This is a genomic window from Pseudomonas sp. UM16, assembly GCF_050312595.1.
Lineage (GTDB): Bacteria > Pseudomonadota > Gammaproteobacteria > Pseudomonadales > Pseudomonadaceae > Aquipseudomonas.
Map to the genome: position 1 here is coordinate 1 of NZ_JBNPJT010000020.1, position 20,307 is coordinate 20,307.

The 20,307-nt window shown below is 58.3% G+C and carries 23 protein-coding genes; 13 read left to right on the forward strand and 10 right to left on the reverse strand.

What is annotated here, in order from left to right; translation table 11 throughout:
• Positions 1-486: DUF4225 domain-containing protein (locus tag ACQRAX_RS21300; protein ID WP_427867756.1), on the forward strand; the 486-nt coding region annotated here is incomplete at its 5' end.
• Between the two features lie 886 nt (positions 487-1,372).
• Here ACQRAX_RS21300 and ACQRAX_RS21305 read toward each other — a convergent pair.
• Entirely contained in the window at positions 1,373-2,944 is a 1,572-nt protein-coding gene (locus tag ACQRAX_RS21305) for a SulP family inorganic anion transporter (protein ID WP_412041238.1), read from the reverse strand.
• A gap of 128 nt (positions 2,945-3,072) precedes the next feature.
• Positions 3,073-3,690, reverse strand: coding sequence for an NAD(P)-dependent oxidoreductase (locus ACQRAX_RS21310; RefSeq protein WP_412041239.1), 618 nt, complete (start codon positions 3,688-3,690; stop codon positions 3,073-3,075).
• A gap of 78 nt (positions 3,691-3,768) precedes the next feature.
• On the opposite strand from ACQRAX_RS21310, the gene ACQRAX_RS21315 reads away from it, so the two are divergent.
• A complete protein-coding gene (locus ACQRAX_RS21315) occupies positions 3,769-4,104 on the forward strand; it encodes a DOPA 4,5-dioxygenase family protein (RefSeq protein WP_412041240.1) in 336 nt (111 codons plus the stop codon).
• A 51-nt stretch (positions 4,105-4,155) separates the two neighbouring features.
• Here the strand turns inward: ACQRAX_RS21315 and trpA are convergent, their stop codons facing one another.
• Together trpA and trpB are read right to left on the reverse strand one after the other, a co-directional pair.
• Entirely contained in the window at positions 4,156-4,968 is an 813-nt protein-coding gene (gene trpA / locus ACQRAX_RS21320; RefSeq protein WP_412041241.1) for a tryptophan synthase subunit alpha, read from the reverse strand.
• Positions 4,965-6,182, reverse strand: coding sequence for a tryptophan synthase subunit beta (gene trpB / locus ACQRAX_RS21325; protein ID WP_412041242.1), 1,218 nt, complete (start codon positions 6,180-6,182; stop codon positions 4,965-4,967). Before trpB ends, trpA begins: the two co-directional genes overlap by 4 nt.
• A 109-nt stretch (positions 6,183-6,291) precedes the next feature.
• Here trpB and ACQRAX_RS21330 point away from each other — a divergent pair, with 109 nt between their 5' ends.
• Positions 6,292-7,188, forward strand: a complete 897-nt coding sequence (locus tag ACQRAX_RS21330; protein ID WP_412041243.1) for a LysR family transcriptional regulator — start codon at positions 6,292-6,294, stop codon at positions 7,186-7,188.
• On the opposite strand, the gene ACQRAX_RS21335 is transcribed toward ACQRAX_RS21330, so the two are convergent.
• On the reverse strand, positions 7,185-7,511 hold the full coding sequence (locus ACQRAX_RS21335) for a DUF883 family protein (RefSeq protein ID WP_412041244.1): 327 nt from the start codon (positions 7,509-7,511) through the stop codon (positions 7,185-7,187). The genes ACQRAX_RS21330 and ACQRAX_RS21335 overlap by 4 nt on opposite strands.
• Before the next feature lie 153 nt (positions 7,512-7,664).
• Between ACQRAX_RS21335 and ACQRAX_RS21340 the strand changes: the two genes are divergently transcribed.
• Both ACQRAX_RS21340 and ACQRAX_RS21345 read left to right on the forward strand, forming a co-directional pair.
• Positions 7,665-7,880, forward strand: coding sequence for a dodecin (locus ACQRAX_RS21340; protein ID WP_045186424.1), 216 nt, complete (start codon positions 7,665-7,667; stop codon positions 7,878-7,880).
• A gap of 106 nt (positions 7,881-7,986) precedes the next feature.
• Positions 7,987-8,211, forward strand: coding sequence for a DUF1161 domain-containing protein (locus tag ACQRAX_RS21345; protein WP_412041245.1), 225 nt, complete (start codon positions 7,987-7,989; stop codon positions 8,209-8,211).
• A 97-nt stretch (positions 8,212-8,308) separates the two neighbouring features.
• Here the strand turns inward: ACQRAX_RS21345 and ACQRAX_RS21350 are convergent, their stop codons facing one another.
• Positions 8,309-9,313, reverse strand: coding sequence for an LLM class flavin-dependent oxidoreductase (locus tag ACQRAX_RS21350; protein ID WP_412041246.1), 1,005 nt, complete (start codon positions 9,311-9,313; stop codon positions 8,309-8,311).
• A 184-nt stretch (positions 9,314-9,497) separates the two neighbouring features.
• Between ACQRAX_RS21350 and ACQRAX_RS21355 the strand changes: the two genes are divergently transcribed.
• Together ACQRAX_RS21355 and ACQRAX_RS21360 are read left to right on the forward strand one after the other, a co-directional pair.
• Positions 9,498-9,923, forward strand: a complete 426-nt coding sequence (locus ACQRAX_RS21355; protein WP_412041247.1) for an OsmC family protein — start codon at positions 9,498-9,500, stop codon at positions 9,921-9,923.
• 73 nt (positions 9,924-9,996) lie between these two features.
• A complete protein-coding gene (locus ACQRAX_RS21360; protein ID WP_412041248.1) occupies positions 9,997-10,230 on the forward strand; it encodes a DUF1161 domain-containing protein in 234 nt (77 codons plus the stop codon).
• Positions 10,231-10,233: 3 nt separating this feature from the next.
• Here the strand turns inward: ACQRAX_RS21360 and ACQRAX_RS21365 are convergent, their stop codons facing one another.
• Together ACQRAX_RS21365 and ACQRAX_RS21370 are read right to left on the reverse strand one after the other, a co-directional pair.
• Positions 10,234-10,647: a hypothetical protein gene (locus ACQRAX_RS21365; RefSeq protein WP_412041249.1), complete on the reverse strand. Its 414-nt coding sequence runs from the start codon at positions 10,645-10,647 to the stop codon at positions 10,234-10,236.
• 54 nt (positions 10,648-10,701) lie between these two features.
• Positions 10,702-11,118: a hypothetical protein gene (locus ACQRAX_RS21370; protein WP_412041250.1), complete on the reverse strand. Its 417-nt coding sequence runs from the start codon at positions 11,116-11,118 to the stop codon at positions 10,702-10,704.
• Positions 11,119-11,185: 67 nt separating this feature from the next.
• Between ACQRAX_RS21370 and ACQRAX_RS21375 the strand changes: the two genes are divergently transcribed.
• Positions 11,186-12,289: an aminopeptidase gene (locus ACQRAX_RS21375; RefSeq protein WP_412041251.1), complete on the forward strand. Its 1,104-nt coding sequence runs from the start codon at positions 11,186-11,188 to the stop codon at positions 12,287-12,289.
• A 67-nt stretch (positions 12,290-12,356) separates the two neighbouring features.
• Here ACQRAX_RS21375 and ACQRAX_RS21380 read toward each other — a convergent pair whose 3' ends face one another.
• Both ACQRAX_RS21380 and ACQRAX_RS21385 read right to left on the reverse strand, forming a co-directional pair.
• Positions 12,357-12,983 (reverse strand): HAD hydrolase-like protein, encoded by a 627-nt coding sequence (locus ACQRAX_RS21380; RefSeq protein WP_412041252.1) that lies wholly within the window; start codon positions 12,981-12,983, stop codon positions 12,357-12,359.
• 29 nt (positions 12,984-13,012) lie between these two features.
• Positions 13,013-13,561 (reverse strand): gamma carbonic anhydrase family protein, encoded by a 549-nt coding sequence (locus tag ACQRAX_RS21385; protein WP_412041253.1) that lies wholly within the window; start codon positions 13,559-13,561, stop codon positions 13,013-13,015.
• 91 nt (positions 13,562-13,652) lie between these two features.
• Between ACQRAX_RS21385 and prlC the strand changes: the two genes are divergently transcribed.
• The 5 genes from prlC (at position 13,653) to ACQRAX_RS21410 (ending at position 20,216) form a co-directional block, all read left to right on the forward strand.
• Positions 13,653-15,704 (forward strand): oligopeptidase A, encoded by a 2,052-nt coding sequence (prlC, locus tag ACQRAX_RS21390; RefSeq protein ID WP_412041254.1) that lies wholly within the window; start codon positions 13,653-13,655, stop codon positions 15,702-15,704.
• The gene (locus tag ACQRAX_RS21395) at positions 15,701-15,979 is read left to right on the forward strand and encodes a YheV family putative zinc ribbon protein (protein ID WP_412041255.1); all 279 of its coding nucleotides are present in this window, start codon (positions 15,701-15,703) and stop codon (positions 15,977-15,979) included. Before prlC ends, ACQRAX_RS21395 begins: the two co-directional genes overlap by 4 nt.
• A gap of 110 nt (positions 15,980-16,089) precedes the next feature.
• Positions 16,090-18,117 (forward strand): M3 family metallopeptidase, encoded by a 2,028-nt coding sequence (locus tag ACQRAX_RS21400; RefSeq protein ID WP_412041256.1) that lies wholly within the window; start codon positions 16,090-16,092, stop codon positions 18,115-18,117.
• A gap of 76 nt (positions 18,118-18,193) precedes the next feature.
• Positions 18,194-19,252: a PA0069 family radical SAM protein gene (locus ACQRAX_RS21405; RefSeq protein ID WP_412041257.1), complete on the forward strand. Its 1,059-nt coding sequence runs from the start codon at positions 18,194-18,196 to the stop codon at positions 19,250-19,252.
• Between the two features lie 244 nt (positions 19,253-19,496).
• On the forward strand, positions 19,497-20,216 hold the full coding sequence (locus tag ACQRAX_RS21410; RefSeq protein ID WP_412041258.1) for a carbonic anhydrase: 720 nt from the start codon (positions 19,497-19,499) through the stop codon (positions 20,214-20,216).
• The last annotated feature ends 91 nt before the right edge of the window (positions 20,217-20,307 follow it).

Sequence of the window (20,307 nt, forward strand, 5' to 3'; positions counted from 1 at the left end):
TATGCCGAGCTGGCTTCCAAGGCGGCTTTTTATGCTCAAAATGGCATCGGGGTCGTAGCTGGTGTCATGCAGGTTGAAGTTGGAATCGCGATTATAGGGTCATCAGCCGGTTTTGCAGCACCAGTAGGTGGAGTTTTTATCGCTCACGGCGTTAATAATATTTATGAAGGGGGGCTGAACATTTACCAAGGTCCGAATGTTGAAGCGGCAAGGGGGCCAGTTAGACGTGTTTATCAAGACTTATTTAAAGATGAATACACAGGGGATATGGTGTATGGTGTATTCGACCTGGGTTTGTCAGCTATAGGTATGATGCAGCCTTTACGAAAGACGGGTTCAGTGCAGCTTTTCAGGCGGGACCCACTTAATTACGAACCAGCGTATCAGCAATCCGGAAGATTGGCTTTGTTTTTTGAGGCGTTAGTTGACTCGATTACAATTAACTCCATGGTGTCAGAAGAACGAGCTGAAACCATAAATAATTGATGTTTTAGTGAGGTCGTTATAATCGCCATGTATTGCGTAACCTGGGGATGTAAAATTTTAAGCCGGCAACGGAAATGGTAACAAACAAAGTACCGCTTGTAACCCAGTATGGAGTTTCTCCTAGAGGGTATAGTTTTGTTATGCCAAACATAATAATAGCTGTGTAGAGCATGGCGCCGGCAATAATTGTTATGCCCAGGCTTACTAAATATCTAATTGTATACATTTCTACAGAGTCCTTTGGATGTGAATGCATAAAAATATTAGATCTAGCTAGGAGTAAATGCAACAAGAGAGTAGTCAGTAAACTTCTACGGATTCAATCAAAAGCACAAACTGCGCAGGGTGTGATTCCCTGTGTATTGTCGTGGAAGGTAGTTTGGTGTCCCGAATTTTGGTCAGGAGAGTTCAGCAGAATCAAGGGCTGCCATGCCCATGCTTACTACGATGCCAGCACCATGAAGCAAGATCGCCAGCTATGCGAAGAAGCGTCCAAGCTGTTTGGTATGACAATGGTTACCATATATTGCGTAGTCTTGGGATGTAAAATTTTAATCCGGCAATGCTGAGGGTAACAAACAAAATTCCGCTTATAATCCAATATGGCGTTTCTTCCAGCGGGAAGAATTCTGTTATGCACCACATAATAAGCAATGTGTAGAACATAGAGCAGATGATAATAGTCAATCCCATGCTTATTAAATATCTGATTGTATACATTCCTACAGGGTCCTTAGGATGTAGAGTCATAAAAATACTAGAGATTGCTAGGAGTAAATGCAACAAAATGGTAGTCAGTAAACTGCTATGGCTTCAATCGAAAGTACAAGTTACACAGAGTGTATTCCTTGTCGCTAGACACAAGCGGGCTTGCCCCGCGATAGTTTCACTCCTCGAAGCGGATCGGGCAGTGCGTTACCCCTTCCAGCTTATGTAATTCTTCAATCACCTGCGGACGCGCCCGATGTAGCGTCAGGCTGCCGCCTGCCCGACGCAATCGACGGGCTTCGCGGTGGAGCATGTCGACCCCGGAATAGTCGATGAAGTTGATCTGCCGGGCATCAATCACCACATCCGGTCCCTGGCAGCGTTGCAAACGCACCTGCAGGTAATGGCTGGCGCCAAAGAAAATCGAACCGCCCACCCGCAGCACGTCGGTATCCCCTTCGCGGGAGTGTTGTACGCGCGGCCGAGAGGTGCGTTTCAGGTAGAAAAACAGCGAGGCCAGCACGCCAGCGTAGATGGCGGTCTGTAGCTCCAGCAGCAAGGTTGCCGCAGCAGTCAGGGCCATGACCAGAAACTCCGAACGGCTGACCCGGAACAGCGCCCGCATTGCCCGATGATCGATCAGGCCCCAGCAGATCAACAGAATGCTGGCGGCCATCGCCGGGATCGGGATATGTGCAATCAAGCTGGCGCCGGCCACGGCGAACAGCGCCACCCACAACGCCGAGAAGACCCCGGCCAAGGGTGAGCGGGCACCAGCGTCGTAGCTCAACCCGGAACGGGTAAAGGAGCCTGACGACAGGTAGCCCGAGAACACGCTACCCACCATGTTCGACAGGCCTTGGGCGCGGATTTCCTGGTTGGCGTCAATCAGTTGTTCCGAACGCGAAGCGATCGAACGGGCAATCGACAGGCTGGTCACCAGGCCTAGCATGCCCACGGCCACAGCGCTGGGTAGCAGGCGCAGGATCAGGTCCAGGTCAAGCAATGGCAATGGGCTCAACGGCGGCAACTGGCCGGCAAAGCCTGGGACCAACTGCACTTGACCGAACACACCTGGCAGCAGCCAGACCAGCAAACTGGCCAGTGTCAGCGTTATCAACAGCCCCGGCCAGCGTGGGCGCAACAGTTTCAGGGTAACGCCAATCACCAGTGTACCAAGACCCAACGTCAGAGAAGGCCAATCCACTTCACCTGCGTGCTCCAGGAGACTTTCCAGGGTTTTCAGTGCAGTCGCCTGACTGGGCAGGCCCATGCCCATCAGGTTGGGCAGTTGCCCGAGGGCGATGACCACCGCTGCGCCGAGGGTGAAGCCGAGCACCACCGATTGCGAGACAAAGTTGACCAGCGCGCCGAATCGCAACAACCCCAGCAACCACTGAAACACGCCGGCGAGAAAGGTAAGCAACAGGATCAGGGTGATGTAGTCGTCACTGCCGCTGACAGCCAAGGGGCTGACACTGGTATAGAGAACGATGGATATCGCCGCGGTGGGGCCACAGATCAAATGCCAGGACGAGCCCCAGAGGCAAGCAATCAACACCGGTACGATCGCCGCATACAGGCCATATTCAGCGGGCAGACCGGCAATCAGGGCGTAGGCGATAGACTGTGGCAAAGCCAGGATCGCACCACTTAGACCCACCATCAGGTCACGGCGCACGCTGCCTCGGGTTTGCCGGGGCAGCCAGCTGAGAAACGGCAGCAGACGGTGGCGATCAAGCCGGGCCATGGAAACTCTCTATCGCAAGCGCAGGCTGCACAGGGTGCGATGTCTGGCGCTGGTGTGCAAGTTCCCAACGTGATGCCGTCACCGCGCAAACGGCGCTTTGGCGACTGGCTGAGCGCAGAACTGCATTGCTAGCAGACGAAATTCACATGCTCGCCATAATGCAGCTTCAGCTCCAGGGTATCGACCATGCCAGCGGCGACCCGCGCCAGGCGTTGCAGGAGCTCGGTCAAGCCTGGCTCAAGGGTGCCATGGGTGTGGTGAAAGTGCTCAATGCCCAGCCCAGCCACTTGTACCGGGGCGTTGATCAGCGTCCATTGCAAGGTGCTGCGTTGCAGCAGGTCGACCATATGGCCTGCGCATTCGCGGTGTTGTTCGCTATGTTTGTCGGCATGCTCCAGCACGTCGAAATCGCCGACCAGCAGGAGCCGGCGTATAGTCGTGCGAGACATGCCGTCAATCAGTGCGCGGACATGGTGCAGTTGAGTGCGGGGGTCGTCCGGCGCCAGTGCTGGCAGCAGGCAAATTACTGCTGAGCTGCCTGCCACGCCTTGCTCGGCCTGGTCAGCGTCGTCCAGGCCGGCATGCTTGCAGTGCACACCGGGGCGCGGTGCCCACTGGTTGAGGTCGTCAACGATAGCGATGACCTCATGTTGGCGCTTGAGCAACTCCGCCATCAGCGCGCTGCCCAGGCTGCTCAATGCACCAAATAACGCAATCTTGAGGGCATAGGTTTCGGCATTTTTCACAGCATCACTCCGTTGTGTACGGGTGATTGTTTGACTTCCATTTCAGGGCATGGGTTCGCCAAGCTTCAGGAGTTTTTTGTGCAGAGGATCAAGGGCTATCACGCCCACGTCTACTACGACGCCAGCACCATGGAGCAAGCCCGGCAGTTGTGCGAAGAGGCGGCTAAATTGTTCCCGGTGACGATGGGGCGCATGCATCAGAAGCCGGTCGGACCGCATCCGGACTGGAGCTGTCAGCTGGCTTTTGGGCCGGAAGTGGTGGGGGTGGTGTTGCCTTGGCTGGCGCTGTATCGGCACGGGCTGGTGGTGTTTTTGCATCCGCTGACTGGGGATGATCTAGCCGATCACCGTGATCATGCAATCTGGATGGGGGCGGTGCGGCCGCTTGATCTATCGATCTTCGAGCCGTCCTGAGATGGGAGGGCTGCTATCGCCGGCATTGCCGGCGATAAGGGCACCACGCAATCAACCCTTGCGTGCACCCCGCACACCTTGGGCCAGCGCCGAACACAGCTCAAGCACATCAGCCACAGCCTGCTCGGTCGATTTCGCCTGAGCGATTTTGTCGACCAGTGCCGAACCCACCACTACGCCATCGGACAGCTTGGCAATCGCTGCTGCTTGCTCTGGCGTCCGGATACCGAAGCCAACGCTGATCGGCAGGTCGGTATGCCGACGCAGACGCTTGATGGCGCTGCTGACTTGATCGGTGGTCGCCGAACCGGCACCGGTAACACCCGCCACCGACACGTAGTAGACGAACCCGGAGCTACGCTCCAGTACCCGCGGCAGACGCGCGTCGTCGGTGGTCGGGGTGGTTAGGCGAATGAAATCGATACCGGCAGCCTGCGCCGGGGTAGCCAGTTCAGCGTCATGCTCTGGCGGCAGGTCGACAATGATCAGACCATCTACACCGACCTCCTTGGCCTGGGCCACGAAGGCTTCAACGCCAAAGCGGTGAATCGGGTTGTAGTAGCCCATCAGCACGATCGGCGTGGTCTGGTTGCCTTCGCGGAACTGGCGAACCATCTGCAAGGTTTTCGCCAGGGTCTGTCCCGCCTCCAGGGCGCGCAGGGTTGCCAGCTGGATAGCGACACCGTCAGCCATCGGATCGGTGAAAGGCATGCCCAGCTCGATCACGTCGGCGCCAGCAGCGGGCAAGCCTTTTAGAATTTCCAGCGAAGCGTCGTAGCCAGGATCACCGGCGGTGATGAACGTGACCAGTGCCGAGCGGCCTTCAGCCTTCAGCTCGGCGAAACGTTGTTCAAGACGGCTCATGCCTGTTTCTCCTGGGCAGCCATATGGCTCATCACGGTTTGCATGTCTTTGTCGCCGCGCCCGGACAGGCACACCACCATCAGGTGATCCTTAGGCAGGGTCGGCGCGCGTTTGATTGCTTCAGCCAGGGCGTGGGAGGTTTCCAGGGCGGGAATGATGCCTTCCAGGCGGCAGGTGGTGTGGAAGGCGGCCAGGGCCTCTTCATCGTTGATGCTGACGTACTCGACGCGTTTCACTTCATGCAGGTAGGCGTGTTCTGGACCGATGCCTGGGTAGTCCAGGCCCGCAGAGATCGAGTGAGCGTCAGTAATCTGGCCGTCGGCGTCCTGCAACAGGTAGGTACGGTTGCCGTGCAGTACGCCCGGAATACCGCCGGTCAGGCTGGCGGCATGCTTGTCGGTATCGACACCATGGCCACCGGCTTCGACGCCGATAATCCGTACGCTGGTGTCATCGAGGAAATCGTGGAACAGACCCATGGCATTGGAGCCACCGCCGACGCAGGCGATCAGGCTGTCGGGCAGGCGCCCTTCCTTCTCGTGCAACTGGGTGCGGGTTTCCTTGCCGATGATCGACTGGAAGTCACGGACCATTGCCGGATACGGGTGTGGGCCGGCCACGGTGCCGATCAGGTAGAACGTGTCATCAACGTTAGTGACCCAGTCACGCAGGGCCTCGTTCATGGCGTCCTTGAGCGTGCCGGTACCGGATGTCACCGGAACGATTTCGGCACCCAGCAGCTTCATGCGGAACACGTTGGCCTGCTGGCGCTCGATATCGGTAGCGCCCATGTAGATCACGCAAGGCAGGCCGAAGCGCGCGGCAACCGTGGCGGTGGCGACACCGTGCATACCGGCGCCGGTTTCGGCGATCAGGCGTTTTTTGCCCATGCGCTTGGCCAGCAGGACTTGGCCGATGCAGTTGTTCACCTTGTGCGCGCCGGTATGGTTGAGCTCTTCGCGTTTGAAGAAGATCTTCGCACCACCACAGTGTTCAGTCAGGCGTTCAGCGAAGTACAGCGGGTTGGGGCGGCCGATGTAGTCGCGCTGGAAGTAGGCCAGTTGCTCAAGGAATTCAGGGTCGGCCTTGGCCGCTTCGTATTCGCGGGCCAGGTCGAGCACCAGCGGCATCAGGGTTTCCGCCACATAGCGGCCGCCGAATGCGCCAAACAGGCCATTGGCATCGGGGCCGGCGCGGAAGTTGGTCTGGGTCATGGGTCGCTCCAGGGCGTAGTGAAGGCTGAGAATGGCTTTACTCTACCCACGACAGGCGCGGCTGAAAACCGATAAGATTGCGACAACATGTCAGGAAAACTCACACGTTATGCGCCAAGACCTGCCTCCCCTCAATGCCTTGAGGGCATTCGAAGCCACTGCTCGGCTCAATAGCGTTAGCCAGGCAGCTGAGCAACTGCACGTTACTCATGGGGCCGTGAGCCGACAATTGAAGGTGCTTGAAGAGCATCTGGGGGTCAGCTTGTTCGTCAAAGACGGGCGCGGCATTAAACTCACAGATGCAGGGCTACGCTTACGCGATGCCAGCTTTGACGCGTTTGATCGCCTGCGCAGCGTGTGCGGCGAGCTGAGTCAGAGCAGTGCCGACGCACCTTTTGTCCTCGGTTGCTCCGGTAGTTTGTTGGCGCGCTGGTTCATCCCGCGATTGGGTCGGCTCAAGGCGGAGCTGCCGGAGCTGCGTTTGCACTTATCGGCCGGCGAAGGTGATCTTGACCCGCGTCGCCCCGGGCTTGATGCCTTGCTGGTATTCGCCGAACCGCCGTGGCCGGCCGACATGCAGGTGCATGTGTTGGCTCAGGAGCGCATAGGTCCGGTGCTCAGCCCGCATTTTCCGGGCTTCGCCCGCTTGCAGCAGGCACCCACACAGGCTCTGCTGGAAGAAACTTTGTTACAGACAAGCTCAAGACCCCAAGCCTGGCCCAACTGGGCAGAGCAACAGGGCATCAACCCTGAGGCGCTGCGCTACGGTCAGGATTTCGAGCATCTGTACTACCTGCTGGAGGCGGCGGTCGCCGGCCTGGGGGTGGCCATCGCCCCGCAGCCGTTGGTCGCCGATGACCTGCGCGCCGGGCGCCTGGCGGCTCCTTGGGGGTTCTGTGAGACACAAGCGGCGTTGGCCTTGTGGGTGCCGCGACGCGCCGCAGATGGGCGCGCCGAGCAATTGGCCGGGTGGTTGCGCGCCGAGCTGGCGCGACAGGCGGCTTAGTTACCGCGTTTGCACAGCAGGTAGGCGGCCAGTAAGCCAAGGGCGCCGACGGCGACACCTGCGGTGGCCCAAGGGTGTTCCTGGGCATAGTCGCGGGTAGCTACACCGGTCTGGCGAGTCTTGGTCTTCACTTCTTCATAGGCATCGCTGAGCAGGCTGCGCGAATGACGCAAGGCGTTTTCGGCGTTGCTCTTTAAGGTTTTCAGGGTCTTACGCGACTCATCCGAGGCATCGTCCTTAAGGCTTTCCAATGACTTGAGCAGGCTTTCGATTTCCGCTTCCATGCTTTGCAGCGAAGCTTTACGCAGTGAGGTGTTGGCCATGGTGACTCTCCTTCGAGGTTGAGTTGAGCAGTGTAGTTTCCGACTGCGCGCTGCCGAGAAAGTGCAGTAGAACTTTTCTGTGTATTTACCTCTCGCAGGTAAAACAGCCCGGCGCTGCTAGGCTCTATCTCACATTCGAAAAGGAGATGGCTCATGTCTGATCACCACACCTATAAGAAAATCGAACTTGTTGGCTCGTCGCCTACCAGTATTGAAGAGGCGATCAACAACGCTTTGGCCGAGGCGAGTAAAAGCATCAAGCATCTTGAGTGGTTCGAGGTGATCGACACCCGTGGCCATATCAAGGACAACAAGGCTGCGCACTTTCAGGTCACGCTCAAAGTAGGCTTCCGTATCGCCAACAGCTGAAACGGCGACACTGGCTTGTGCGGGTCAATTGAGTTACACAGTTCAGAGGCGCGCGGACCGGTTCCGGCGCCCTCCTCCACTTTGATCTGAACAAGGAAAGCGATCGATGAAGAAGTTGGTAGTGGCAGTGGCTTTGATGACGTTGGCGGGCACTGCGCTGGCCGCCGGCAAGCCATGTGAAGAATTAAAGGGCGAAATAGCCGCCAAGCTCGACGCCAAAGGCGTCAGTGGCTATTCGCTGGAAATCGTTGATAAAGGTGCAGCCGCTGATGGCAAGGTCGTCGGTACCTGCGAAGGTGGCACCAAAGAAATCGTCTACAAGCGCGGTTGAAAGGTGTACTTCCCTACTATGCAGTGACTTCATCGCTGGCAAGGCCAGCTCCCACAATCGATTGAAGTGGGAGCCAGCATTGCTGGCGATGAGGCCCTCAGCTGCTCAGCACCGTCTGCGCCAGCAACTCATAGGACCGAATCCGGTCCGCATGCTCATACAGATCACAGGTGAAGATCAGCTCATCAGCTTCGGTCTGTTCCAGCAAAACCTCAAGTTTGGCGCGGATCTTTTCCGGGCTACCGACCATCGCCAAGCCAAGGAAGCTACCCACCGCTTCACGTTCGTGCGGTAGCCACAGGCCATCCATGCTCTCTACCGGTGGGCGCTGCACCAGGCTTTGCCCACGCATCAGCGCCAGGATGCGCTGGTACACCGAGGTCGCAAGGTGCTCGGCTTGCTCATCTGTATCAGCCGCTACCAGCGGTACACCGAGCATCACATAAGGTTTGTCGAGCACAGCTGAGGGCTGGAAGTGATTGCGGTAGACGCGAATCGCTTCATGCATGTAGCGCGGCGCAAAGTGCGAGGCGAAGGCGTAAGGCAGGCCGCGCATACCGGCCAGTTGCGCGCTGAATAAGCTGGAGCCGAGCAACCAGATCGGCACTTCGGTGCCGTAGCCAGGCACGGCAATGACTTTCTGATCCGGTGTGCGCGGCCCTAGGTAGCGCATCAGCTCTTCGACGTCGTCAGGGAAATCATCCGCACTGCCAGAACGTTCGCGACGCAGGGCGCGGGCGGTCATCTGGTCGGAGCCGGGCGCGCGTCCCAGGCCTAGGTCGATACGCCCTGGATAGAGGCTGGCCAGGGTGCCGAACTGCTCGGCGATCACCAGCGGTGCATGGTTGGGCAGCATCACGCCGCCAGCGCCGACGCGGATGGTCGAGGTGCCGCCGGCCAGGTAGCTGAGCAGCACCGAGGTCGCCGAACTGGCGATACCGTCCATGTTGTGGTGTTCGGCCACCCAGAAGCGGTTGTAACCGAACTTCTCGACGTGTTGGGCAAGGTCCAGGGAATTGCGCAGCGATTGCGCCGGGCCACTGTCGGCGCGCACCGGCACCAGGTCGAGGGTGGAAAACTTGATATCGGCAAGTCGCGTCATGGCCTACTGAGCCTCCTGGGCAGTCGTTTGGCCGACATCTGGCGGCGGCCTTTACAACTCTGTATGGGCACATCTGCAGGAATCAATGCCAGAGACGGTAATCCGGCTGAACTTGCTTGTGTCAGATCTCTCTGAAATTAAGGCAAGGCGCACGTCCGTGTGCCTGAGGAACTCTGGAGGCTTTATGAAAAAGACAGCATCGGCTATCTGGCAAGGCGGCCTGAAGGACGGTAAAGGTCAGATTTCTACCGAAAGTGGCGCGCTCAAAAACAATCCTTATGGCTTCAACACCCGTTTCGAGGGCCAGCCGGGCACCAACCCGGAAGAATTGATCGGCGCTGCCCATGCCGGTTGTTTTTCCATGGCCTTGTCGATGTTGCTGGGCGAGGCTGGCTTCCCTGCAGAGCGTATCGACACCACTGCTGAGGTCACGCTGGATAAGCTCGATGATGGCTTTGCCATTACTGCCGTGCACCTGGTTCTCAAGGCCAAGGTGCCTGGGGCCAGTGAAGCGCAGTTCCTTGAGGTGGCGAACAAAGCCAAAGCCGGCTGTCCGGTGTCGAAAGTGTTGAAGGCGAAGATCAGCCTGGATGCCACCTTGGTGAGCTAAGGCAGAACCGGGACAGGCTTCCTGTGGTCAAATAAGTGTCGGCACAATCGCTGCCGCCACAAGGAGCCGTCCCATGATCCGTCTCGCAATCGCTGTGCTGGCATCGATGCTGGCGACCACCGCTTTGGCTGCGCCCAAGCCCTGCGAAGAACTCAAGGCCGAGATCGAGGCTAAGATTCAGGCCAATAACGTCAGTTCCTACACCCTGGAAATCGTCAAGAACGACGAAGTCCATGACCAGAACATGGTGGTCGGTAGCTGTGAAGGTGGCACCAAGAAAATCATCTATCAGAAAAACGATCGCTAAGCGTCAGGGAATGCAGAAGATGTCGTTCGACTCTTCGGCGACTACTTTGCGCTGCGCGTCATACAGATAGGCACTGGGTTGCATGGCCGGTGCCCGGGCTTCCAGACGATAGCGCTGGCCGGCCTGAAAACCGTCGTACTTGACCTTCAGGTAGCAGGTGCGGTCAGTGGGGTCGGTGGTAAAGCCGCCTGAATAGACCTCGTAATCGAACCGCACCACCAGTTCATGGGTGCCAGGGGTCACCTGGAAGTAACGCCCGTCCTTGAGGCGCTCGCCATCCAGGCGATCGGCCATCAGCAACTTGCCCGGGGTCATGGTGTAGAGATCGACCCAGGCTTGCTTGCTGTCGACAGGGGGCAAGGGGCTGGCGCAAGCCCCCAGGGTACTGAGGGCAATCAGCATCATTGGCTGGCGCATGGCAAACTCCCGCTTGCGAACTACTAAAGCTCAAGCATAGCGCCAATCGTGCTATCAGGTACGTTGGCAGCCCGCCGGTAGCCCTGTGCTGACCACGTTTCGCTGCTGGTCATAGAGCTTGGCCCAAGGGCGAAAGCCGATGCTGCCGGCTTCGAGCTGATAACGTTGGCCGGCATTGAAATTCTTGAACTTCACATTGAGCTGGCAATCACGCCATAGCGGTTCGCTGACTGGACCGATGTTGCTGGGTGTCACCGGGAACAGGTAACGCACGGTCAGCTCATGGCTGCCAGGCGATACTTCGAAATAGCGTTTGTCAGCCCAGGCGCGCTCATCCACTTCGACGGCATGTAGGGTATCGTCCTTGCCCGGGGCAAGGTCGACCCAGGCTTGATTGGGATCGGGTTGCGGCAAGAACCCGGCACAGCCCGAGAGAAGTAAAAGTCCGCTGATGACAAGCAGTGTACGCATGGTAAAACTCCAGCCGGGCAGGATAGTCTTGAAGCTGATGAGCTCTTGAGCGGATAACGGGACGCGGATGCTTCGACTATTTCTTTTATTGCGCTCAAGTCTTGGGGCACTCGACCCTTTTTTTCGCTATTTGGTTCCCGTGCTGGCGCTCGGGCTGCTCAACGGTTGTTCCACCCTCAATTACTACGGGCAACTGGCCAGCGGTCAGCTACAGCTATTGCAGGCGCGCAAACCGGTGACCGAGCTGCTAGCGGATCCCTCCACCGCCCCCACACTGCGTCAACATTTGCGCCAGGCTGAGCAGGCTCGCGCCTTCGCCAGTGCTCAACTCAAACTGCCAGACAACCGTAGCTACCAGGTCTATGCTGACATCGGCCGGCCGTTTGTGGTGTGGAATGTGTTTGCCACCCCGGAGTTTTCCCTTGAGCCCCAGACCCACTGTTTCCCGATAGCCGGGTGCGTCGCCTATCGCGGCTATTACCGCCAGGGCGCTGCCCGTGGTGCAGCGGCGCTGCAAAAACAACAGGGGCTGGATGTCTATGTTGGCGGTGTAGAGGCTTATTCGACCCTGGGTTGGTTCGATGACCCGATCCTCAACACCATGCTGCGCTGGGGGGATGAGCGCCTGGCTACGGTGATTTTCCATGAGCTTGCGCATCAGCGGCTGTATGTCGCGGATGACACCTCGTTCAATGAGTCCTTCGCCACGTTTGTCGAGCAGGAGGGAAGCCGCCAGTGGCGCGTGGCGCGTGGACTAGCTGCGCAAACCGAAGACGATAGCCAGCAACGCGATCAGTTCGTCGGGCTGGTGCTGGCCAGCCGGGAACGGCTCAAGACGCTATATGCGGCACCGCTGAGCGATGCTGGCAAGCGCGCGGCAAAACAAGCTGAATTCGAGCGTTTGCGTCAGGAATACCGGAAACTGCGTGATAGCCAGTGGGGCGGCAAAGGGCGCTATGACGCCTGGATCAATGCGCCGATGAATAACGCCAAACTGCTGCCCTTTGGCTTGTATGACCAGTGGGTGCCAGCGTTTGAGGTGCTTTTCGCTCAGGCCGGAAGGGACTGGGAGGTGTTTTATGCGCGGGTTGAAGTCTTGGGCCAACTTTCACCAGAAGAGCGGCTGCAGGCGCTGCAAAGCATCGCTGGCAAGGCCGCCCCCTCGCAGTGAGAGCTACTGTTTCGCCACTGCCGTCAGGTTGCGGCTACAGAAGTCCATCTTGGAGCGGGCTAGACCTTCAAGACCGAAGAAAAGCCCGATGCATATCACTCAATGTCGCAAAGTGATAAGCCGGCTGTTCTGCCGTCAGTTCCTCATGACTGCCAAACCCGTAGCCCACCGCCACCGCTTCAAGGCCATTGCTGCGGTCACCAATCATCAGCGTTTGTGCCGGATCCAGCGCTTGTTCAGCCAGCAAGTGGGCAATCAGTTCGACCTTGTTGGTACGAGTACCGTCGAGTTCGCTGCCGTAGATCACCTTGAAGTGGTGATCGAACGCGAAATGACGGGCAATTTCACGGGCGAATTCCCAGGGTTTTGAGGTGGCGATGTACAGCGTCCGGCCCTGTCCGTTCAAGGCTTCCAGCAGTGGCTGGACGCCGTCGAACACCTGGTTCTCATACAACCCGGTGACCTTGAAGCGCTCACGGTAGAAATTCACCGCTTCCCAGGCCTTGGCCTCGTCAAAGCCGTAGAACTGCATGAAGGCTTGTAGCAAGGGCGGGCCGATGAAGTGTTCCAGGCGCGCCAGGTCCGGTTCATCAATGCCGAGCTTGGCCAGGGCGTACTGAATCGAGCGGGTGATGCCCAGGCGTGGGTCGGTCAGGGTGCCGTCGAGGTCGAAGAGGATGTTTTGCTGGTGCATGGCTGTCTCAATAAGGGCTTTAGGCAGGTTCACTCAGGCAGGTGATAACCTTCGGCAAGATGCTGGTCTTTGAGTTTTACGTAGTTGCTGGCGCTGTAGGCAAAGAACGCCCGTTCTTTTTCATTCAGGGCACGGGCTTGCTTGACCGGGCTGCCAACATAGAGAAAACCGCTTTCCAGGCGTTTGCCCGGTGGCACCAGGCTGCCAGCGCCGATGATCACTTCGTCTTCGACCACCGCGCCGTCCATGATGGTGCTGCCCATGCCAACCAGAATTCGGTTGCCCAGGGTGCAGCCGTGGAGCATGACTTTGTGACCAATGGTTACTTCATCACCGATCAGCAACGGAAATCCGTCCGGGTTGAATGGCCCAGCATGAGTAATGTGCAGCACGCTGCCATCTTGCACGCTGGTGCGCGCGCCGATGCGGATGCGGTGCATATCGCCGCGGATCACGGTCAGTGGCCACACCGAGCTGTCTGCGCCGATCTCGACATCGCCCAGAACCACCGCGCTGCGGTCGACGAAGGCGCGTTCGCCGAGGCGCGGCGTATGGTTCTGGAAACTGCGGATGGCCATGATAGGAAGTCTCTTTGGTAGTGATAGGGCTGCGGTCGGCGTCGATTGTAATTAAGATGGTCCAGTGTTTCTTCTGCCAAGGTGTTTAACCGTGAGTGCGACCAACCCGCTCCTGCAGTCTTATGACTTGCCGCCCTTCTCGGCGATCCGTGCCGAGCATGTGCAGCCGGCGATTGAACAGATCCTGGCCGACAACCGTACCGCTATCGCCGAAATCCTCAAAACCCAGAGCCAGCAACCTAGCTGGGCCGGCCTGATTCTGGCGATGGACGAACTCAACGACCGCCTGGGCGCCGCCTGGAGCCCGGTCAGTCACCTCAATGCCGTGTGCAACAGCGCCGAACTGCGCGAAGCCTACGAGGCCTGCCTGCCGGCATTGAGCGCCTACGCCACGGAAATGGGCCAGAACCGTGAGCTGTTTCAGGCATACGAAGCGCTGATCGCCAGCCCTGAAGCGGCGGGCTTTGATGTCGCGCAAAAGACTATTCTCGAACACGCCCTGCGTGACTTCCGTCTGTCGGGTATCGATCTGCCGGCTGGCAAGCAACAGCGTTACGCCGAAGTCCAGAGCAAGCTCAGCGAATTGGGCAGCCGCTTTTCGAATCAGTTGCTCGACGCCACGCAAGCGTGGACCAAGCACGTTACCGATGAAGCCGCGCTGGCCGGCCTGACCGATTCGGCCAAGGCGCAGATGGCTGCTGCAGCCCAGGCCAAGGGCCTTGAAGGCTGGCTGATCAGCCTCGAGTTCCCTAGCTACTACGCCGTGATGACCTACGGCGAAGATCGCGCTCTGCGCGAAGAGATCTACGCCGCTTACTGCACCCGGGCTTCCGATCAGGGTCCGAATGCCGGCCAGTTCGACAACGGCCCGGTAATGCGCGAAATCCTCGACCTGCGTCAGGAGCTGGCCGAACTGCTCGGATATGCCAACTACGCCGAGCTGAGCCTGGCGACCAAAATGGCCGAGTCCAGTGATCAGGTGTTGAATTTCCTGCGTGACCTGGCCAAACGCAGCAAGCCGTTTGCCGTACAGGACCTGGCTCAGCTCAAGGCCTATGCCGCCGAGCAGGGTTGCCCAGACCTGCAAAGCTGGGACAGCGGCTTCTATGGCGAGAAGTTGCGCGAGCAGCGCTACAGCGTTTCCCAGGAAACCCTGCGTGCCTACTTCCCGATCGACAAAGTACTGTCCGGCTTGTTTGCTATCGTCCAGCGCTTGTACGGCATCGAGATTGCCGAGCTCAAGGGCTTCGACACCTGGCACCCGGATGTACGCCTGTTCGAAATCAAGGAGCACGGTCAGCACGTCGGCCGCTTCTTCTTCGACCTCTACGCGCGCGCCAACAAACGTGGTGGCGCCTGGATGGACGGCGCTCGCGACCGTCGTCGTGCGGTGGGCGGCGAACTGCAGAGCCCGGTGGCCAACCTGGTGTGCAACTTCACCCCGGCAGCACCTGGCAAACCAGCGCTGCTGACGCACGACGAAGTCACCACCCTGTTCCACGAGTTCGGTCATGGCCTGCATCACCTGCTGACCCGTATTGAGCATGCCGGGGTCTCCGGGATCAACGGTGTGGCCTGGGATGCCGTCGAGCTGCCAAGCCAGTTCATGGAAAACTGGTGCTGGGAACCTGAAGGTCTGGCGCTGATTTCCGGTCACTATGAAACCGGCGCAGCCCTGCCTCAGGACCTGTTGGAGAAGATGCTGGCAGCGAAGAACTTCCAGTCCGGGCTGATGATGGTCCGCCAACTGGAGTTCTCGTTGTTCGACTTCGAGCTGCATGCCAGCCATGGCGACGGCCGCAGCGTACTGGAGGTGCTTGAAGGCATCCGCGACGAGGTTTCGGTCATGCGTCCACCGACGTACAACCGCTTCCCCAACAGCTTTGCGCACATCTTTGCTGGCGGTTATGCCGCGGGTTACTACAGCTACAAGTGGGCTGAAGTGCTCTCGGCCGATGCCTTCTCGCGTTTCGAGGAAGAAGGTGTGCTCAACGCTGAAACCGGTCGTGCCTTCCGCGAAGCGATCCTCGCCCGTGGTGGCTCCCAGGAGCCGATGTTGCTGTTCGTCGACTTCCGCGGTCGTGAGCCGTCAATCGATGCACTCTTGCGCCATTGTGGCCTGAGTGAGGAAGTGGCGGCATGAGTGATGAGCCTGTGATCACCAAGAAGCGCTTCATCGCCGGGGCGGTCTGCCCGGCGTGCAGCGAGCCGGACAAACTGATGATGTGGAGCGAAGACAGCGTTCCGCATCGCGAGTGCGTGGCGTGCGGGTTTTCCGACACGCTGAATGAACAGGGGCTGTCGGTGCCAAAAGAGTTGGGTACCCGGGTCAACAAGGTTGAGGTGAAACCGGCCGAGGCCAAAGTGCAGACGGTGCAGTTCTTCCCAAATCCGAAGCTGAAGAAACCGGCCGAATAAGGCTACCTGGCACCGGAGGCGTGACTGCCTCAGGTGCCAGATTGTTACTACCGATAACGCCATTCGGTGCCGCAGAGTGAGGTGTTCAACCCCCTCGGTCTGGAGCCGACATGAATAGCGCTAACCCCCTCCTGCACCACGAGCAGTTGATTGATTACGCCAGGGTGCGTATTGAGCATCTGCAGCCGGCCATCGAGCAAATCATTGCCGATAACCATAGTGCTATCGATGTGATCATTGAGCAGCAACGCAATCTACCCACCTGGGATGACCTGGTCCTGGCAGTAGATGCGCTGGATGCCCGTCTCAATAACACCCTGTACAGCATCGCGCCCTTGCTTCTACGCGGTGGCGAATGGCAGCAAGCCGCGAGTGTGTGTTGGGATCTGGCCCAGGCGTTTTTTGTGCAGAAACGGCAGAACACTGAGCTGTTGGCGCTGTACGAGCGCTTGGCTGTCAGCCCTCATGGCCTGAACCTGGATTGGCAGAGTAAGGCAGCGTTGCAGCGAACGTTCAGGACCTATCGTCTCTCTGGTGCCCACCTGACGGTTGCTCAGCGCGTCAAGCTGATGGCCCTGGAGCAGCAAATCAGTGACTTGCAGAATGCGTTCTACGACAACCTGGGCCGTTCCAGCGATAGTTGGAGTTTGCACATTGTCGATGAGCAGCGCTTGCGTGGGCTACCAATAGTCAATCGCAGCGCTATGGCTGCAGCGGCACAAGCCAAGGGGCTGGGCGGTTGGTTGATTGTTCTGGAAGAAGCATCCTGCCTGGCGGTTATCGAACACGCGCAGGATCGGGATCTACGTGAACAGGTCTATCGGGCATACCTGCAACGTGGCGCGAGCCAGGAGTCTGCTTTCGACAATGGTCAGGTTTTTCAGGCGTTGGCCGATGCCAGACAGGAAAAGGCACAGTTACTCGGCTTCGATGACTTTGTGCAGTTCAATCTGCAGCGTCGAGAAGGTGCAGCTGCACAACAGGTCCGTGCATTCCTCACCGACCTGACACGCCAGACCCAACCTGGCTTGCAACAGGAGCGTCAGCAGTTGCAAGACTTCGCCCAGCAACAAGGGCTGCCTTCGATTGAGCCTTGGGATGTCGCCTATCTGCGCAAGCAATTGCGCAATACGCCCCTGGCGCTGTCCGAAGACGAAGTGCGTGCCTGTTTCTCGCTGGATACGGTGATAAAGGCCCTGGTGGATCTGGCTCGGCAGCTGTTCGGCCTGGTGCTGACAGAAGTTCGCAGTATCCCGACCTGGGACCCCGGTGTTCGCGCTTTTGAGGTGGAGCAGGATCATGCGCTTTTGGGCTACCTGTACATCGATGCCATTGGCAGAGAGGGCAAACAGGCAGATAGCGCATGGACCTACTATGTCTGCAATCGCCATATCGACGCCGAAGGTCGCTACCACAAGGCTGCTGCTGCTCTGTTCACCAGCATTGTCCCTGCCCAGGACGGTGATCCGCCCTTGCTTAGCCATCTGGACCTGCGCAAGGTGTTCCATGAGTTTGGTCACTGCCTGCATCATCTGCTGGTGCGCACGTCTAATTACCATCTGTCCGACGTGCAGAACCTTGGCCCTGGCGGTTTTGAGGTTGCCGGCAAGTTGTTTGAGCGTTGGTGCTGGTCTGCCGAATACCTGGCCGCTATCTCCTCGCACTATCTGACGGGAGCGGCGCTGACGGTTCCGGCCATACAGACTTTTCTTGGCCAGTTGCAGGCGCAAGAGCAGCCGAAGTTGGCAGTGGAGCTGGCAAAGTCGCTGTTTGACCTCGATCTGCATGGAAAAGCGGATGACGGGCGCAGTGTCGTGCAGCGAGTTGCGGACAGTTTTGTCAGCGCTGGCGCCTGGCCGCTGGCGGATTTCGAACGGCCACTGCATGCCTTCGATCATTTGGTTGCAGGTTACGACGCCGGTTACTTTGGTTACCTGTGGGCGGATGTGTATGCATTTGACCTGTTCAGCCGCTTTGAACAGGAAGGTTTGCTCAACCCGAGTACAGGTCGAGCCTTGCACGCAGACCTGTTTGCACTGGGGGCGGCGCGGCCCGTCCAGGTCGGCGTCGAAGCTTTCCTCAAGCGGCCATTGAGCGCTGCGCCATTTCTGCGTTGGTACGGTTTAAGCGAGGTCTGAAACCAGCCGCTCAGCGGTGCTGGATCATCTTTGTGTCATCTTGTACTGTATAAAAAAACAGTATAAAGGTGCACCCATGGTTGCTCCAGCTCCTTTGCGCGGTCGCGGTACGACCAGCAACCCCCACAATCGCTTCGCGCCCAATCGTTCGGAGGCCGAAGATGACGGTTGGTATCAGGAAGTGCCGCTGACTCAGGGCACTGAAGTTCGCATCGAAACCGCCAAGAGCATCATCACGCGTAACAATTCGCCTGACCTGCCCTTCGACCGCTCGATCAACCCTTATCGCGGCTGTGAGCATGGTTGCATCTACTGCTATGCACGTCCCAGCCATGCTTACTGGGATTTGTCCCCCGGGCTGGACTTCGAAACCAAGCTGATCGCCAAGACCAATGCCGCAGCGGTGCTGGAGCAGCAACTGAGCAAGCCTGGCTACATCTGTGCGCCGATCAACCTGGGTTCCAACACGGATCCCTACCAACCTATCGAGCGCGAGCAAAAGCTCACCCGCAGGCTGTTGGAGGTGCTGCTGCGTTACCGTCACCCGGTCACCATCGTCACCAAGGGCTCGCTGATCCTGCGGGACCTGGACTTGTTAACTGAGCTGGCGCAGCAGCGTTTGGTGAAAGTGATGATCAGCCTGACCACGCTTGATGACGAGCTCAAGCGCACCTTGGAGCCGCGGGCGGCGGCGCCCAAGGCACGCTTGCGGGCAATTCGCGTGCTGACCGAGGCCGGTGTGCCGGTAGGCGTGCTGTGCTCGCCAATGATTCCGATGATCAACGACAGTGAACTGGAGCATCTGCTGGAAGCGGCCAAGGCTAATGGTGCAGTGAGTGCGGCCTACATGATGCTGCGCCTGCCGCTGGAAGTGGCGCCTCTGTTTGAACAATGGCTGCAGGATCATTACCCACAACGCGCCAACCATGTTCTGAGCCTGATACGCCAGAGTCGCGGTGGCGAGTTGTACGACAGCCGCTTTGGCGCTCGTATGCGCGGCGAAGGCGTGTTTGCCGAGTTGCTGGCGCAGCGATTCAACAAGGCGATCCGTCGACTTGGGCTAAACCGGCGCGAAGGCTATCCGCTTGATTGCAGTGCCTTTTGTCCTCCTGGTGGGCAGATGTCATTGCTCTGATTTGAATAATGGGTATTGGCCATTGATGTTTTTTTGATATTATCTGGATCACTCTTTGACTCTCTGGAACGCCCGTTCTAGAGCCTCGCAATTAAGTTTGAGTTAAGTTTCGCCGGGTAGCGTAAGAGTTCAGCCAACAACTGATGTGATTGTTGGTGCGCACACGTCATCCAAATGACATCTGCTGTTTGAATCATCAACCCGGTAAAATGGATTTAACCTAAACCGTCAAAGAGGATGAATCATGCCCGTCAAGGACCCATCCAAGGTCGTTCCGGAAGCACCTGCCGAGAGCGCCGATGCCGCCCTGAAGCATATCGTTGACGGCTTTCTGCGGTTTCACCACGATGTTTTTCCTGAGCAGCAGGAGCTGTTCAAGAAACTCGCCACCGCACAAACGCCTCGTGCGATGTTCATCACCTGCGCCGACTCGCGCATCGTGCCCGAGCTCATCACCCAAAGTTCTCCCGGCGACCTGTTCGTCACCCGCAACGTGGGCAACGTCGTGCCGCCCTACGGGCAGATGAACGGTGGCGTCTCTACGGCCATTGAATATGCTGTCCTGGCACTTGGTGTCCATCACATCATTGTTTGCGGTCACTCCGATTGCGGTGCCATGCGCGCGGTGCTCAACCCGCAAAGTCTCGAGAAGATGCCAACGGTCAAGGCCTGGCTGCGCCATGCCGAGGTCGCCCGTACGGTGGTTGAGGACAACTGCTCCTGCGGTAGCGAGCATGAAAGTATGCAGGTGCTCACCAAAGAGAACGTCATTGCCCAGTTGCACCACCTGCGTACCCATCCTTCGGTAGCCTCGCGTCTGGCGGCCGGCCAGCTCTACATCCATGGCTGGATCTATGACATCGAAACCAGTCAGATCGAAGCGTATGACGCCGCAAGCGACAGCTTCCTGCCGTTGGCCGCAGGCCAACCAATCCCTTGCGCCACACCGAGAGGACGCTACTAAGCGTCCCTGACACCCCCGCGACAACCTGAATGACGGCTGCACCTGCTCGGTGTGGCCTGGTCATCGACTGCCTTGAATTTCCCTGACTGCC